8 protein-coding genes are annotated in these 14,139 nt (G+C 71.1%); 5 read left to right on the forward strand and 3 right to left on the reverse strand.

Going from position 1 to position 14,139, the window contains the following annotated elements:
• Positions 1-120 precede the first annotated feature (120 nt).
• A complete protein-coding gene (locus tag C7C45_RS31435) occupies positions 121-2,217 on the reverse strand; it encodes a S9 family peptidase (RefSeq protein WP_110568323.1) in 2,097 nt (698 codons plus the stop codon).
• Positions 2,218-2,313: 96 nt separating this feature from the next.
• Here C7C45_RS31435 and C7C45_RS31440 point away from each other — a divergent pair, with 96 nt between their 5' ends.
• Positions 2,314-3,672 carry an FAD-binding oxidoreductase gene (locus C7C45_RS31440; RefSeq protein WP_110568311.1) on the forward strand — a complete coding sequence of 453 codons (1,359 nt, stop codon included), beginning with the start codon at positions 2,314-2,316 and terminating at the stop codon, positions 3,670-3,672.
• A gap of 26 nt (positions 3,673-3,698) precedes the next feature.
• Here C7C45_RS31440 and C7C45_RS31445 read toward each other — a convergent pair whose 3' ends face one another.
• On the reverse strand, positions 3,699-5,753 hold the full coding sequence (locus tag C7C45_RS31445; protein WP_110568313.1) for a SpoIIE family protein phosphatase: 2,055 nt from the start codon (positions 5,751-5,753) through the stop codon (positions 3,699-3,701).
• A 306-nt stretch (positions 5,754-6,059) separates the two neighbouring features.
• On the opposite strand from C7C45_RS31445, the gene C7C45_RS31450 reads away from it, so the two are divergent.
• Both C7C45_RS31450 and C7C45_RS31455 read left to right on the forward strand, forming a co-directional pair.
• On the forward strand, positions 6,060-10,427 hold the full coding sequence (locus tag C7C45_RS31450) for a HAMP domain-containing protein (RefSeq protein ID WP_110568325.1): 4,368 nt from the start codon (positions 6,060-6,062) through the stop codon (positions 10,425-10,427).
• A complete protein-coding gene (locus C7C45_RS31455) occupies positions 10,424-10,978 on the forward strand; it encodes a response regulator (protein WP_110568316.1) in 555 nt (184 codons plus the stop codon). Before C7C45_RS31450 ends, C7C45_RS31455 begins: the two co-directional genes overlap by 4 nt.
• 3 nt (positions 10,979-10,981) lie before the next feature.
• On the opposite strand, the gene C7C45_RS31460 is transcribed toward C7C45_RS31455, so the two are convergent.
• Positions 10,982-11,476: a GbsR/MarR family transcriptional regulator gene (locus C7C45_RS31460; protein ID WP_110568318.1), complete on the reverse strand. Its 495-nt coding sequence runs from the start codon at positions 11,474-11,476 to the stop codon at positions 10,982-10,984.
• 89 nt (positions 11,477-11,565) lie between these two features.
• On the opposite strand from C7C45_RS31460, the gene C7C45_RS31465 reads away from it, so the two are divergent.
• Both C7C45_RS31465 and C7C45_RS31470 read left to right on the forward strand, forming a co-directional pair.
• Positions 11,566-12,465: an ABC transporter ATP-binding protein gene (locus C7C45_RS31465; protein WP_110568319.1), complete on the forward strand. Its 900-nt coding sequence runs from the start codon at positions 11,566-11,568 to the stop codon at positions 12,463-12,465.
• A complete protein-coding gene (locus C7C45_RS31470; RefSeq protein ID WP_244200664.1) occupies positions 12,462-14,126 on the forward strand; it encodes an ABC transporter permease in 1,665 nt (554 codons plus the stop codon). The genes C7C45_RS31465 and C7C45_RS31470 overlap by 4 nt, the downstream gene beginning before the upstream one ends.
• Positions 14,127-14,139: the final 13 nt, after the last annotated feature.

The following is a 14,139-nucleotide window of genomic DNA, read 5'->3' on the forward strand; positions in this document are numbered from 1 at the left end:
ACAACCACTTGAGCCCAAGGACGGTCGAGGCCACTACTTCCGGGATCGAGCGTGATCATGCCGACTCGGCGGGTCAGGCGCGGCCGACAGGATCGAGCGTGATCATGTCGGCCTGACGGGTCAGGCGCGGTCGATGCGGTCCAGGATCCAGGCGTTGATGAACGCCTCCTCACGCCAGGCGTCGTAGCGACCGCTCGGGCCACCGTGCCCGGCACCCATCTCGGTCTTGAGCAGGTAGTCGCCCTCCGGGGCGGTCGCCCGCAGCCGGGCGATCCACTTCGCCGGCTCCGAGTAGAGCACCCGCGTGTCGTTGAGGCTGGTCACCGCGAGGATCGCCGGGTAGTCCACCGCGGCCACGTTCTCGTACGGCGTGTAGGACTTCATGTACGCGTACACCTCGGGGTCCTCCAGTGGGTTGCCCCACTCCTCCCACTCGGTGACGGTCAGCGGCAGCGACGGGTCGAGGATCGACGTGAGCGCGTCCACGAACGGCACCTGCGCGACGATGCCGGTGAACGCGTCCGGTGCCAGGTTGGCCACCGCGCCCATCAGGAGGCCGCCGGCCGAGGCCCCCCGGGCGACCAGCCGGTCGCTGGCCGTCCAGCCGGCCTTGACGAGGTGCCGGGCGCAGGCGACGAAGTCGGTGAAGGTGTTCTTCTTGGCCAGCAGCTTGCCCTGGTCGTACCAGCGCCGACCCAGCTCACCGCCGCCGCGGGTGTGTGCCACGGCGAAGACCACGCCCCGGTCCAGCAGCGACAGTCGGGCCACCGAGAACCACGGGTCCATGCTGGCCTCGTACGAGCCGTAGCCGTAGAGCTCGCACGGCGCGGAGCCGTCCCGGGGGGTACCGACCCGGCAGACCAGTGAGATCGGCACCCGGGTGCCGTCGTCGGCGAGGGCCCAGTCACGGTGCTGCTCGTACTCGGTCGGGTCGTACGGCCGCCCGTCCGGCCCGGGCAGCACCGGCTTCTGCTTGCGCAGCACCATCTGCCGGGTGACCAGGTCGTAGTCGTAGACGGAATCCGGGGTGATCAGCGAGGAGTAGCGCAGGCGGACCTGCCCGGTGCGGTATTCGGGATTGGCGTCCAACCCGACGCTGTACAGCGGCTCGGGGAAGTCGATGTCGTGGGCGTCGTCGCTGCCCACCGGCAGCACCCGCAGGCCGGTGAGCCCCTCGGTGCGCAGCGACACCACCAGGTGGTTCGCGAAGGCGTCCACGGCCTCCAGTCGGGTGCCGGGGGTGTGCTCGATCAGCGGCACCCAGTCGCCCGGCACGTCCGCCGAGGTGAACGCCAGCGCGAAGTCCTCGGCGCCGTCGTTGTGCAGGATCAGGAAACGGTGGCCGTGGTGCTCCACGGCGTACTCGACGCCCTGCCGGCGTGGTGCGATCACGGCGGGTGTGCCGGTCGGGTTGCCGGCGGGGATCACCAGCACCTCGCTCGTCACCTTGCTGTGGACGTCGATCAGGATGAACTTCTCCGACCGGGTCAGCTCCACGCCCACCCAGAACCGCTCGTCGTCCTCCTGGTGGACCACCACGTCCTCGGCGGCGGCCGAACCGACGGTGTGCCGCCAGACCCGGTTCGGGCGCCAGGCGTCGTCCACGGTCACGTAGAACAGCACCGACGCGTCGGTCGACCAGGCGGTGCCGTAGAACGTGTCCGGGACCTCGTCCGGCAGCAACTCGCCGGTGGTCAGGTCCTTCACGCGCAGGGTGAACCGCTCGTCGCCGGAGAAGTCGGTGGAGTAGGCCAGCCAGCGACCGTCGGGGCTGACGTCGAACGCGCCCAGCGAGAAGAAGTCGTGCCCCTCGGCCAGCAGGTTGCCGTCGAGCAGCACCTCCTCGCCGTCGAGCGGGGCGCCGTCCGCGCTGACCGGCGGGTCGGTCTCACCGTCGCGGACCGCGCGCCGGCACTGCACCCCGTACTGCTGGCCCTCGACCGTGCGGGTGTAGTACCAGTACCCACCCTTGCGGGTCGGTACGGACAGGTCGGTTTCCCTGGTCCGTCGGCGGGTCTCCTCGAACAGTTCCTCGCGTAGCGCGGCCAGGTGCGCCGTACGCGCGTCGGTGTACTCGTTCTCGGCGGTCAGGTAGGCGATCGTCTCCGGGTCGTCCTTGGCGGCGAGCCACGCGTACTCGTCGACGACGGTGTCGCCGTGGTGGGTGCGCTCGCTGGGCACCCGCTTCGCCGCGGGCGGGGCAGTCTCGGTGGTCACGGCGGCCACGTTACCGGCCGGCACGTGTCGTGCGCCGGACCAGCGCCATCCCGATAGTCACCACCATGCCTTTAGAACACATGTACGATGTGCGCCATGGCGGCAGCAGCGAGTTCACTCGGCCGATCCGGAGCCCTCGAGATCACCCGGCGGTTGGCGGCGATCTGCGGCCCACCGTTCTCCCGGCTGGCGGGTCCGGCCGACGAGGTGGCGGGGCGGCCGGCGCGCTGGGTGGCGGTGCCGGGCGGTCCGCACGCCGCGGCCGAGGTCCTGCGGCTGGCTGCCGCGCACGATCTGGCGGTGGTGCCCCGGGGTGCCGGCACGAAGATCGACTGGGGTGCCACGCCCGTCCAGGTCGACATCCTGCTCGACACCGGCCGGCTGGCTGGTATCGGTCACGAGCGGGTCGGCGACCCGGTGGCCGAGGTGGGTGCCGGCACTCCACTGCGGGCGGTGCAGGCCACGTTGGAGCGCACCGGTCAGCGGCTGGCGCTGGACGCGCCGTCACCCGGCGCGACCCTGGGCGGGGTGCTTGCCGCAGGCGAGGCCGGCCCGCTGCGCCACCGCCACGGCAGCCCGTGCGACCAACTGCTCGGTGTCCGCTACCTCGCCGCCGACGGTGAGCTGGTCAGCGCCGGGGGTGGCGCACCCGGTCTCGACCTGGCCCGGCTGCTCTGTGGCTCCCAGGGCGCGCTCGGTGTGCTGGTCTCGGCGAGTCTGCGGGCGCAGCCGCTGCCGGCGAGCCGGCTCTGGGTGTCCCGCCCCGTGTGGACACCGCTGGAGGTGCACGACCTGGTCCGGACGATCCTCGCCGCCCGCCTGGAGCCGGCGGCCATCGAGCTGGATCTGCCCGGGGGCACCCCCCGACCCCGTACGCCATATCCGCCCGGCCACCCGGCCGCCACCGCCTGGGAACGCCACCCGTCGATGTCCGGGCGGGCCGGCATCCCGTCTCGGGCGGGCAGCCTGGTGGTCCTCCTCGAGGGTGGCCGCGCCGACGTCACCGAACGCGCCGAGCGCCTGGTCGGCCTGCTGCACGGGGAGGCGACGGCCGCCCACTCCGCGCCGACGTGGTGGCGTAAATACCCGTTCGCGCCGGGCGACACGGCGCTGCGCCTGGAGGTGCCGATCGGCGACCTGCACGCCGCCGTCTACGCGCTGCGCGACGCCGCCGGCGCCCCGGTGCCGGTGCGCGGGTCCGCCGGGCTGGGCGTGGTGCACGCGGCACTGCCTGGAGCGTTGCCTCCCGGCCGGGTGGCGTCCATCCTGGCCGCCGTCCGAGGGGTGTTGCTGGCTCGGCAGGGTCGCTGCGTGGTGGTCTCCGCTCCCGCGGCGGTCCGCCAGGCCGTCGACCTCTGGGGCGAACTGGCCGGCCTGGCTCAGCTGCGGGCGGCCAAGGAGCACCTCGATCCGCAGCACCGGCTCGCCCCTGGGCGCCTCCCGGGCGGCCTCTGACGCCGCCACCGTCAGGTAGGGGACGGTCAGATCGCGTCGTTGCGGAGCACCAGGATGGCGATGTCGTCCCGGGGCGGCTCGGCCGAGAAGTTGATCGCGGCGGAGCGCAGCCTGGCGGCTACCACGTCGGCCGAATACCCGGCCAGCGGCGCGGCCGCGTCCCGCAGTCGGTCCGTGCCGAACAGTTCCCGGCCGCGCCGCCGCTCGGTGACGCCGTCGGTGTAGAAGATCAGCGAATCGCCCGGAGAGAGCACGATCTTCGCGGTCGGCGAGGTGATCGTGTCGAGCAGACCGAGCGCGGTGCCACCGGTGCCGACGAATCCGGCGCCGCCCGCTCCGGCCAGCAGCACCGGCTGGTCGTGCCCGGCCAGGTGCAGCGACACGTCCAGCTGGTCGCCCTGGCCCGGCCCGACCGCCGCCAGCGCCAACGTGCAGTATCGCCCGCCACCCCGCTCGACGAGCGTCTCGTTGAGCCGCGCCAACACCTCCGGCAACGGTTTGCCGTCGCCGACCAGCACCCGGATCACGTCGCGGACCAGCCCGGTCACCGCGGCGGCCTGGACACCCTTGCCGGAGACGTCGCCGATCACCACCAGCCAACGCCCGTCGGGCAGCGGCACCACGTCGTAGAAGTCGCCCCCCACCTCCGCGTCGTCACCGGTCGGGACGTACTCGGCGGCGAAGCCGATCCCGTCCACGACCGGCAGCACCGGTGGCAGCAGGGACTGCTGAAGCGTCTGCGCCACGCGGCGGCGCTCGGCGTGGATCCGGGCGTTCTCGATGGCCAAGGCGGCCCGCCGAGCCACGTCCTCCAGGACGGCCACCTCGTCCGGGTCGTGCCGGTGCCGCTGGTGCCGCCCCACCGCCAGGGTGCCGAGCCGTTCCCCCCGCGCGATCAGAGGGACCGCGAAACCTTCCATCGGCCCGCCCAGAGGGATCTGCGCCGCGCTGCGTGACGCCTCACGCAGGCGGGCCTGGATCGAATCCTGCCCGGTCTCCGCCAGCACCTTGTGCAGTTGCGGAAGCATCGACTCGTCGGCGTGGCTGGCGGCTGCCAGCCGGAGCCGACCCCACTCGTCGGCGGTGTGCACCGCGCACCACTGGCCGAGGCGCGGCACCACCAACTGCGGGACCAGAGCCATGGTCAGGTCGACGTCCAGCGACTGGGCGAGCAGTTCGCTCGCCTCGGCCAGGAAGGTCAGCCACACCTGCCGGCGGACGTCGGCTCTGCGCAGCCTGTCGTTCTCCAGGTGCAGCGACAGCCGCTCGGCGGTGAGCACCGCCAACGGCCGGGCGTACGCCGACGGCGCGGCGTCCAACTCCAGCTCCCCGCCGTACGGGCGGTGCACCGTGAGGGGCACCCGGAGCAGCTCGCTGTCCGGGCGGGGTGGCCGACCGAAGCGGGCCAGCACCTGCCGGCCCTGCCCGTCGCCCCGGTCCAGGCGGATCGTGCCGCCGGCCGCGCCCACCATCTCGGCGACCCGGCTGAGCAGGCTGGTGGCGAAGTCGGGCAGCGGGTCGTCCGCGTACAGGTCGGGGGCGGTTTGCATGAGTTCGCTCATCGCGCTGGCGCTCGGCGCGGACCGGTCGGTGCTCACCGGAGGGTCGCCACCGGCGGTGCCTCCGGCCGGCGGGTCGGCACCGGGCCGGTCCAGCCGGAACCAGACGCCCTTCCCGGTGGGCAGGTACGTGGTGCCCCAGCGGCTGGCGAAGTGGTCGACGAGCAGCAGGCCTCGGCCCCGCTCCGAGACCTGGTCGATCTCGGCGGAGTCGTTGCGGGCGCCGACGGTCAGCTCGTCACCGGAGCCGGGTGCGAAGTCGGAGACGGTGACGGTCAGCCCGATCGCGTCGGCGACGACCTCGATGTCCAGTTCGGTGCGGGCGTGCTCGACGGCGTTGGTGGTCAACTCGGTGGTGAGCAGGAGGGCCTCGTTGGCCAGCTCGTCCAGGTGTGACTCGGTCAACACCGAGCGGACCACGGCGCGGGCCGCGGCCGGTGTGCGGCGGTCGGCGGGCAGGCGGACGCGCCGGAAAGCCCCGTCCCGGGCTCCGGCCGTCGCGGGCCCCGCCTCGGCTGACACCCTCGTATCCTCTACCGTCCCCCCACCAGGTGCCAAGCCGATCATCATTCGCGTGTCCCCTCCGCCCGGGACGAGAAGAAGGTAACCCGGTGGGGCGACCGCACTCGATGCGTCCGTCGGGCGGGTTGGACGCCGCTGCGAGGTGTGGAACGTGACGTGTCAGCCCGGCGTCGATCGGGCGGATCCGATGTCGAATCGGGGCGACCTGGCGGGTCGCGAGCCCTGGCACTACGGCGCGCGCGGGCACAATATGGGGTGCCGGTGTGTCCGCACGGACCGGCAGCCCCCAAAGTTGAGCGAGGAATGATGACCACGGCGAAGCAGTCGGTGGCGGATTCGTCCGCAGCCGACCACGAGGCGCTCCTCGGTGAATTGACCGAGGCACTGCGACGGGTCCGTCGCGGCGACCTGAAGGTCCGGCTTCCCCGCCGCGCCGGCATGGCCGGTGAGGTGGCGGACGCCTTCAACGAGGTGGTTTCGTCCCAGGAGCGGCAGTACCTGGACCTGCGGCGGATCAGCCGGATCGTCGGTCGCGACGGCCGGCTCACCGAGCGGCTCGACGATGAGGGGCTGGACGGCTCCTGGGCGGAGGGTCAGCGGGCCATCAACTCGCTGATCGACGACCTGGGCCGACCGACCACCGAGATCGCCCGGGTCATCGTGGCGGTCGCCGACGGCGACTTGTCGCAGCACATGGCGCTGGAGATCGACGGCCGGCCGCTGCGTGGTGAGTACCTGCGCATCGGGCGCACCGTGAACACGATGGTGGACCAGTTGTCGTCGTTCGCCGACGAGGTGACCCGGGTGGCCCGTGAGGTGGGCACCGAGGGCAAGCTGGGCGGCCAGGCCGACGTGCGGGGCGTCGCCGGCACCTGGAAGGACCTCACCGACTCGGTGAACACCATGGCGTCGAACCTGACCGGCCAGGTGCGGTCGATCTCGCAGGTGGCGACGGCGGTGGCGAAGGGCGACCTGTCGCAGAAGATCACGGTCGGCGCGCGGGGTGAGGTCGCCGAACTGGCCGCCACGATGAACTATCTCACCGACACCCTGCGGCTCTTCGCCGAGCAGGTAACCCGGGTGGCCCGCGAGGTGGGCACCGAGGGCAACCTGGGCGGCCAGGCCGAGGTGCCGAACGTGGCAGGCACCTGGAAGGACCTCACCGACAGCGTCAACTCGATGGCGTCGAACCTGACCGCCCAGGTCCGTAACATCGCGCAGGTCTCCACGGCGGTGGCGCGTGGTGACCTGTCGCAGAAGATCACGGTGGCGGCGCAGGGTGAGATCCTGGAGCTGAAGGACACCGTCAACACGATGGTGGACCAGTTGTCGTCGTTCGCCGACGAGGTGACCCGGGTGGCCCGTGAGGTGGGCATCGAGGGCAAGTTGGGCGGCCAGGCGCAGGTGCGCGGGGTGTCCGGCACGTGGCGGGACCTGACCGAGAACGTCAACCAGCTCGCCGGCAACCTGACCAGCCAGGTCCGCAACATCTCCCAGGTCTCCACGGCGGTGGCGAAGGGCGACCTGTCGCAGAAGATCACCGTGGACGCCCAGGGCGAGATCCTGGAGCTGAAGAACACCGTCAACACGATGGTGGACCAGTTGTCGTCGTTCGCCGACGAGGTGACCCGGGTGGCGCGCGAGGTGGGCACCGAGGGCAACCTGGGTGGCCAGGCCCAGGTCAAGGGCGTCAGCGGTACGTGGCGGGACCTGACCGACAACGTGAACTCGATGGCGTCGAACCTGACCAGCCAGGTCCGCAACATCGCCTCGGTGACCACGGCGGTGGCGAAGGGTGACCTGTCGCAGAAGATCACGGTGGACGCGCGGGGCGAGATCCTGGAGCTGAAGTCGACGGTCAACACGATGGTGGACCAGTTGTCGTCGTTCGCCGACGAGGTGACCCGGGTGGCCCGTGAGGTGGGCACCGAGGGCAAGTTGGGCGGTCAGGCGCAGGTGCGTGGCGTTGCCGGCACCTGGCGTGACCTGACCGACAACGTGAACTCGATGGCGTCGAACCTGACCGCGCAGGTCCGCAACATCGCCCAGGTCTCCACGGCGGTGGCGAAGGGTGACCTGTCGCAGAAGATCACGGTGGACGCGCGGGGCGAGATCCTGGAGCTGAAGTCGACTGTCAACACGATGGTCGACCAGTTGTCGTCGTTCGCCGACGAGGTGACCCGGGTGGCCCGTGAGGTCGGCACCGAGGGCAAGTTGGGCGGTCAGGCGCAGGTCAAGGGCGTCTCCGGTACGTGGCGGGATCTGACCGACAACGTGAACTCGATGGCGTCGAACCTGACCAGCCAGGTCCGCAACATCGCGTCGGTGACCACGGCGGTGGCGAAGGGCGACCTGTCGCAGAAGATCACCGTGGACGCCCAGGGCGAGATCCTGGAGCTGAAGTCGACCGTCAACACGATGGTCGACCAGTTGTCGTCGTTCGCCGACGAGGTGACCCGGGTGGCCCGTGAGGTCGGCATCGAGGGCAAGCTCGGCGGTCAGGCGCAGGTCAAGGGCGTGTCCGGCACCTGGCGCGACCTGACCGAGAACGTCAACCAGCTCGCCTCGACGCTGACCACGCAGCTCCGGGCCATCGCCCAGGTGTCCACCTCGGTGACCCGGGGCGACCTGACCCAGCGGATCGCGGTCAAGGCGCAGGGCGAGGTCGCCGAGCTGAAGGACAACATCAACCAGATGATCGTCACCCTCCGGGAGACGACCAAGAAGAACGCCGAGCAGGGCTGGCTGGACTCCAACCTGGCCCGGATCGGCGGCCTGTTGCAGGGTCAGCGCGACCTCGGCGAGGTCTGCCGCATGATCATGACGGAGGTGACTCCGCTGGTCGACGCCCAGCTCGGTGCCTTCTTCCTGGCCGACGACACCGACGGCAGCATGCGGCTGCGGCTGACCTCCTCCTACGGGTACGTGGCGCGGGGGCACGACGTCACCTTCGGGCCGGGTGAGGGGCTGGTCGGGCAGACCGCGCTCTCCCGCCGCACGATCCGGGTCAGCGCCTCCCCGGACAGCCGGCTCACCCTGCGTTCCGGTCTGGCCGAGACACCCCCGTCCGACCTGGTGGTGCTCCCCGTGCTGTTCGAGGGTGAGCTGCTCGGGGTGATCGAGTTCGCCAGTGTGTCGGCCTTCTCCGAGCTGCACCTGTCGTTCCTGGAGCGGCTGGTGCTCACCATCGGCATCGCGGTCAACACCATCCAGGCCAACCGGCGTACGGAGGAGCTGCTGGCCCAGTCGCAGCGCCTGGCGCACGAGATGCAGGAACAGTCGGCGGAGTTGCAGCGCACCAACGCCGAGCTGGAGGAGAAGGCCACTCTGCTCTCCGAGCAGAAGGGCAACATCGAGACGAAGAACCGGGAGATCGAGCTGGCGCGGCTGGGCTTGGAGGAGAAGGCGCAGCAGCTGACCCGGGCCTCGGCCTACAAGTCGGAGTTCCTGGCCAACATGAGCCACGAGCTGCGTACGCCGCTGAACTCGTTGCTGCTGCTGGCCCGCCTGCTGGCGGAGAACTCGGAGCAGAACCTCAGCCCGAAGCAGATCGAGTTCGCCCGGACCATCCACGGGTCCGGCTCGGACCTGCTGCGCCTGATCGACGACATCCTCGACCTGTCCAAGATCGAGGCGGGCCGGATGGATGTCGAGCCGACCGAGATTCGCTTCGCCGAGTTGCGCGGCTACGTCGAGCAGGCGTTCGCGCCGCAGGCCGAGGAGAAGAACCTGGACTTCCAGGTACGGGTGAGCAAGGATCTGCCGCCGGCGCTGGTGACCGACGCGCAGCGGTTGCAGCAGATTCTGCGCAACCTGCTGTCCAACGCGGTGAAGTTCACCGACAACGGTGCGGTGACCCTGCGGATCGCTCCGGCGGCGGAGAACGCGGTCTTCGACGTGCCGGCGCTGACCAACGCGCAGCAGGTGATCGCGTTCACCGTGATCGACACTGGGATCGGCATCTCCGACGACAAGTTGTCGATCATCTTCGAGGCGTTCCAGCAGGCCGATGGCACGACCAGTCGCCGCTACGGCGGCACCGGCCTGGGCCTGTCGATCAGCCGCGATCTGGCTCGGCTGATCGGCGGCACGATCACCGTGTCGTCCGCGCCCGGCCAGGGTTCGACGTTCACCCTGTTCGTGCCGCAGGTGCTGGCCCCGGATGCCGTGGTCGCGCCCCAGCTCCCGTCTCCGCAGCGCGCCGGCCTGCCGTCGTCGCTGCTGATGCCGCCGCTGGAGTTGCTGTCGGAGCGCCCGGAAGCACCGGCCACCCGCCAACTGGACGGCGCCACCGTGTTGATCGTGGATGACGACGTACGCAATGTCTTCGCCTTGACCAGCGCGTTGGAGCTGCACGGGATGACCGTGCTGTACTCGGACAACGGGGCGGACGGTGTCCGCCTGTTGGCCGAGCATCCGGAGGTGGACATCGTGCTGATGGACGCGATGATGCCCGACCAGGACGGCTATGAGACCACCCGCCAGATTCGCCGCAATCACCGGTTCGCCGACCTGCCGGTGGTCTTCCTGACCGCGAAGGCGATGCCGGGTGACCGTGAGTCGGCGCTCGCTGCCGGGGGCAGCGACTACATCACCAAGCCGGTCGACCTGGACGATCTGATCGAGTTGATGTCGTCCTGGATCAACGGCAGCCGGACCGAGGAGACTTCGTGACCCAGATCGCCAAGGCGCTGCTCGTGGACGACCGGCGGCAGAATCTGACGGCCCTGGAGGCGATCCTCCAGGGCCTGCCGGTCCAGTCCGTGGCGGTGGAGAGCGGTGAGGCGGCGCTCAAGCAGCTCCTCGTGGACGACTTCGCGGTGATCCTGCTGGACGCGCAGATGCCGGACATGGACGGCTTCGAGACGGCGAGCCACATCAAGCGCCGGGAGCGGACCCGGCACGTGCCGATCATCTTCCTCACCGCCGCCGACCGGGACGCCCAGCTGGCCCTCCGGGGTTACCAGGTGGGCGCGGTGGATTATCTGACCAAGCCGTTCGACCCGTGGGTGCTGCGGGCCAAGGTGTCGGTCTTCGTCGAGTTGTGGGTGAAGACCCGGCAGTTGGCCACCCAGTCGGACCTGGTCCGGGAGCGCGACACGCAGTGGCGGAGGCTCACCGACGCGGTCGACGAGGCGACCACCCTGCTCCGTTCCGACGACTCGGAGGCCCGCGACCGGGCGGTACGGATGCTTGAGCAGGCCCGTTGGGGCAACACGGCCTGAGGTTCAGGCCTCACCGGGCCTGAGGTGGCCGGTGGCGGCCCGCCGGGCCCGCCAGCGCTCACGCAGTGAGTCGATCTCCTCCTGCACGAAGATGAAGAAGTCGCGCATCTCGGCCACCCGTTCACCGGCCTGCGTCTCGGCCCCGAGGGCGGCCACTCCGTCCTCCGCCACGTCGATGAACGTCTTGTAGATCATGGTCTTGGTGATGGTCGCCTCGTACCAGGGGTTGTCCGGCATCCGGTAGCGGTCCCGGCGGGACCGGGGGATCGGCTCGCGGATCAGCATGCCGAACTGGGTGAGGTAGCGGACCGCGCCGCTGACCGCCGCCGCGCTCACCCCGAGCCGCTCGCCGATCTCGGCGGCGGTGAGGGGGTCGTCCGAGCTCATCACGGTGAACAGCACCCGGGCGGCCATCCGCGGGGAACCCACCTCGGCGAAGGCCAACGCCATCCGCTCGACGAAGAGGTGCACCGGGTCGTGGGCGTCAGCGGCTGCCATGACGATCTCTCCTGCCTGTCGTGTGGCCCCGATGGTCCCCGGATCTCACAGTCTTCACAACTTTGTGAAACGAGTGTAGCTTCCGATATATGGAAACTCCCATTGAGGTGTCCGGCCTGGTCAAGACCTTCGGCCAAACCCGGGCGCTCGACGGTCTCGACCTGACCGTCCGTGCCGGCGAGGTGCACGGCTTCCTCGGCCCGAACGGCGCCGGCAAGTCGACCACCATCCGGGCACTGCTCGGACTGCTGCGGACGGACGCGGGGGTCGTCCGCCTGCTCGGTGGTGACCCGTGGCGTGACGCGGTGGCCCTGCACCGTCGGCTGGCGTACGTGCCGGGCGACGTGACGCTCTGGCCCAACCTCTCCGGCGGCGAGGTCATCGACCTGCTCGGCCGGATGCGCGGCGGGCTCGACCCGGGCCGTCGGGCCGAGCTGTTGGACTCCTTCGAGCTGGACCCGCGCAAGAAGGGGCGGGCCTACTCCAAGGGCAACCGACAGAAGGTCGGCCTGGTGGCAGCCCTCGCCTCGGATGCCGAACTGCTCATCCTGGACGAGCCGACCTCCGGGCTGGACCCGCTGATGGAGGAGGTGTTCCAGCACTGGGTCCGCCGCGCCAAGACCGACGGTCGCACCGTGCTGCTCTCCAGCCACATCCTGGCCGAGGTCGAGGCGCTCTGCGACCGGGTGACGATCATCCGCCACGGGCGGGACGTGGAGACCGGCACCCTGTCCGAGCTGCGCCACCTGCGCCGCACCTCGATCGAGGCCGAGCTGACCGGCCCGACGGACGGGCTGGGTCACCTCGCCGGCGTCCACGACCTGCGGGTGGACGGGCACCGGGTGCGCTTCGACGTGGAGAACGCCGCGCTGGACGCGGCGCTGCGCCGGCTCACCGAGATCGGCGTACGGAGTCTGGTCAGCCAGCCGCCGACACTCGAGCAGTTGTTCCTGCGGCACTACCAGACCGAGTCGGCGGTGCGATCGTGAGCGTGCGGACCGAGCCAGGCCATCGAGCCCCGCAGTCGCGAACGAAAGGCAGCACAGCGAGCGCGTTCACCGGGACCGGGCATCTGCTGCGCCTCATCCTGCGCCGGGACCGGGTGCTGCTGCCGATCTGGATCCTGCTGCTGGCCGTGCTGCCGGCCAGCTACGCCAGCACGTACGCCGGGCTGTACCCGACCGCCGACGAGCGGGCCGCGTACCTGGCCGGCACGGCGAGCAACCCCTCGATCGTCGCCCTGCTCGGCCCGGTGTACGGCGACAGCGTCGGTGCCCTCACCGTCCAGCGGGCCGGCCTCCTGGCGCTGATCGTCGGGCTGATCGGCCTGCTCACCGTGGTCCGGCACACCCGCACCGAGGAGGAGGCCGGTCGGCGGGAGTTGCTCGGCGCGACCGTGTTGGGCCGCTACGCCGGGCTGACCGCCGCGCTGCTGGTGACGTACGCCGCGAATGTGCTGCTCGGCCTGCTCACCGCCGGCGGCCTGGTCGCCGCCGGCCTGCCCGGCGCGGGTTCGGTGCTCTTCGGCGCCGGCGTGGCGCTCACCGGGGTCGTCTTCGCCACGGTCGGCGGGCTGGCCGCACAGCTCACCGAGAGCGCGAGTGGTGCCCGTGGGATCGGCGTGGGAGCGCTCGGGCTGGCCTTCGTGCTGCGGCTGGGCGGCGACGCCGGTGGTTCCGGCGGGAGCGCCGAGTGGCTGAGCTGGCTCTCACCGCTGGGCTGGGCGGCACGGGGTCGTGCCTACGCCGATGAGCGCTGGTGGGTGCTGCTGCTGCCGGTGCTGTTCAGCGCGGTGGTCGCGCTCGTCGCGTACCCCGTCTCGGTCCGCCGTGACCTCGGCGCGGGGGTGTTCCCGTCCCGGCTCGGACCGGCCACCGCCGGTGCGGGGCTGGCCGGCCCGTTCGGCCTGGCCTGGCGGCTGCACCGGGGCCAACTGCTCGGCTGGACCGTCGGTTTCGGGCTGCTCGGCCTGGTGCTCGGCGGTGCGGCGGACGCTGCCGGTGACGCCGTGCAGGGCAACCAGCAGCTCGCCGAGATCATGTCCCGGCTCGGTGGCAGCTCGGCGCTCGCTGAGGCGTACCTCGGTGGGACGTTGAGCCTGACCGCGCTGGCCGCCGCCGGTTACGGCATCCAGGCGGCGCTGCGGGCGCGGGCGGAGGAGACCGCCGGGCGGGTCGAACCGCTGCTCGCGACGGCGGTGAGTCGGGCCCGCTGGCTGGCGGCGCATCTGGTCTTCGCGCTGCTCGGACCGGCGGTGGTGCTGGCCGTTGCCGGGCTCGCCACCGGGCTGGCCTACGGGCTCAGCGTCTCCGACGTCGGCGGCGAGTTGCCGCGGCTGCTCGGTGCCGGGCTGGCCCAGGTGCCCGCGGTCTGGGTGCTGGCCGGGTTGGCGGCGCTGCTGGTCGGCTGGCTGCCCCGCTTCTCCGGGGGTGCCTGGGCGGTGCTCGCCGGTTGTCTGCTGCTCGGTCAGCTCGGCGCGGTGTTGGAGTTGGACCAGTGGGCGCTGGATCTCTCCCCGTTCACCCACACCCCACAGGTCCTCGGCCAGGACTGGTCGGCGACCCCGCTGGCCGCCCTGACCGCCGCAGCAGCCGCCCTCCTGACCCTGGCCCTACTGACCTTCCAAAAACGCGACATCCCAACCCCCTAACTCGAAAATCGAA

Source organism: Micromonospora arborensis (assembly GCF_003205615.1).
GTDB lineage: Bacteria > Actinomycetota > Actinomycetes > Mycobacteriales > Micromonosporaceae > Micromonospora > Micromonospora arborensis.

What these genes read in the sequence shown, in the direction of transcription:
- C7C45_RS31440 (WP_110568311.1), top strand. Translation starts at nt 2,314, where the DNA reads ATGGCGGCAGCAGCGAGTTCACTCGGCCGATCCGGAGCCCTCGAGATC.
- C7C45_RS31450 (WP_110568325.1), top strand. Translation starts at nt 6,060, where the DNA reads ATGACCACGGCGAAGCAGTCGGTGGCGGATTCGTCCGCAGCCGACCAC.
- C7C45_RS31460 (WP_110568318.1), bottom strand. Translation starts at nt 11,476, where the DNA reads ATGGCAGCCGCTGACGCCCACGACCCGGTGCACCTCTTCGTCGAGCGG.
- C7C45_RS31465 (WP_110568319.1), top strand. Translation starts at nt 11,566, where the DNA reads ATGGAAACTCCCATTGAGGTGTCCGGCCTGGTCAAGACCTTCGGCCAA.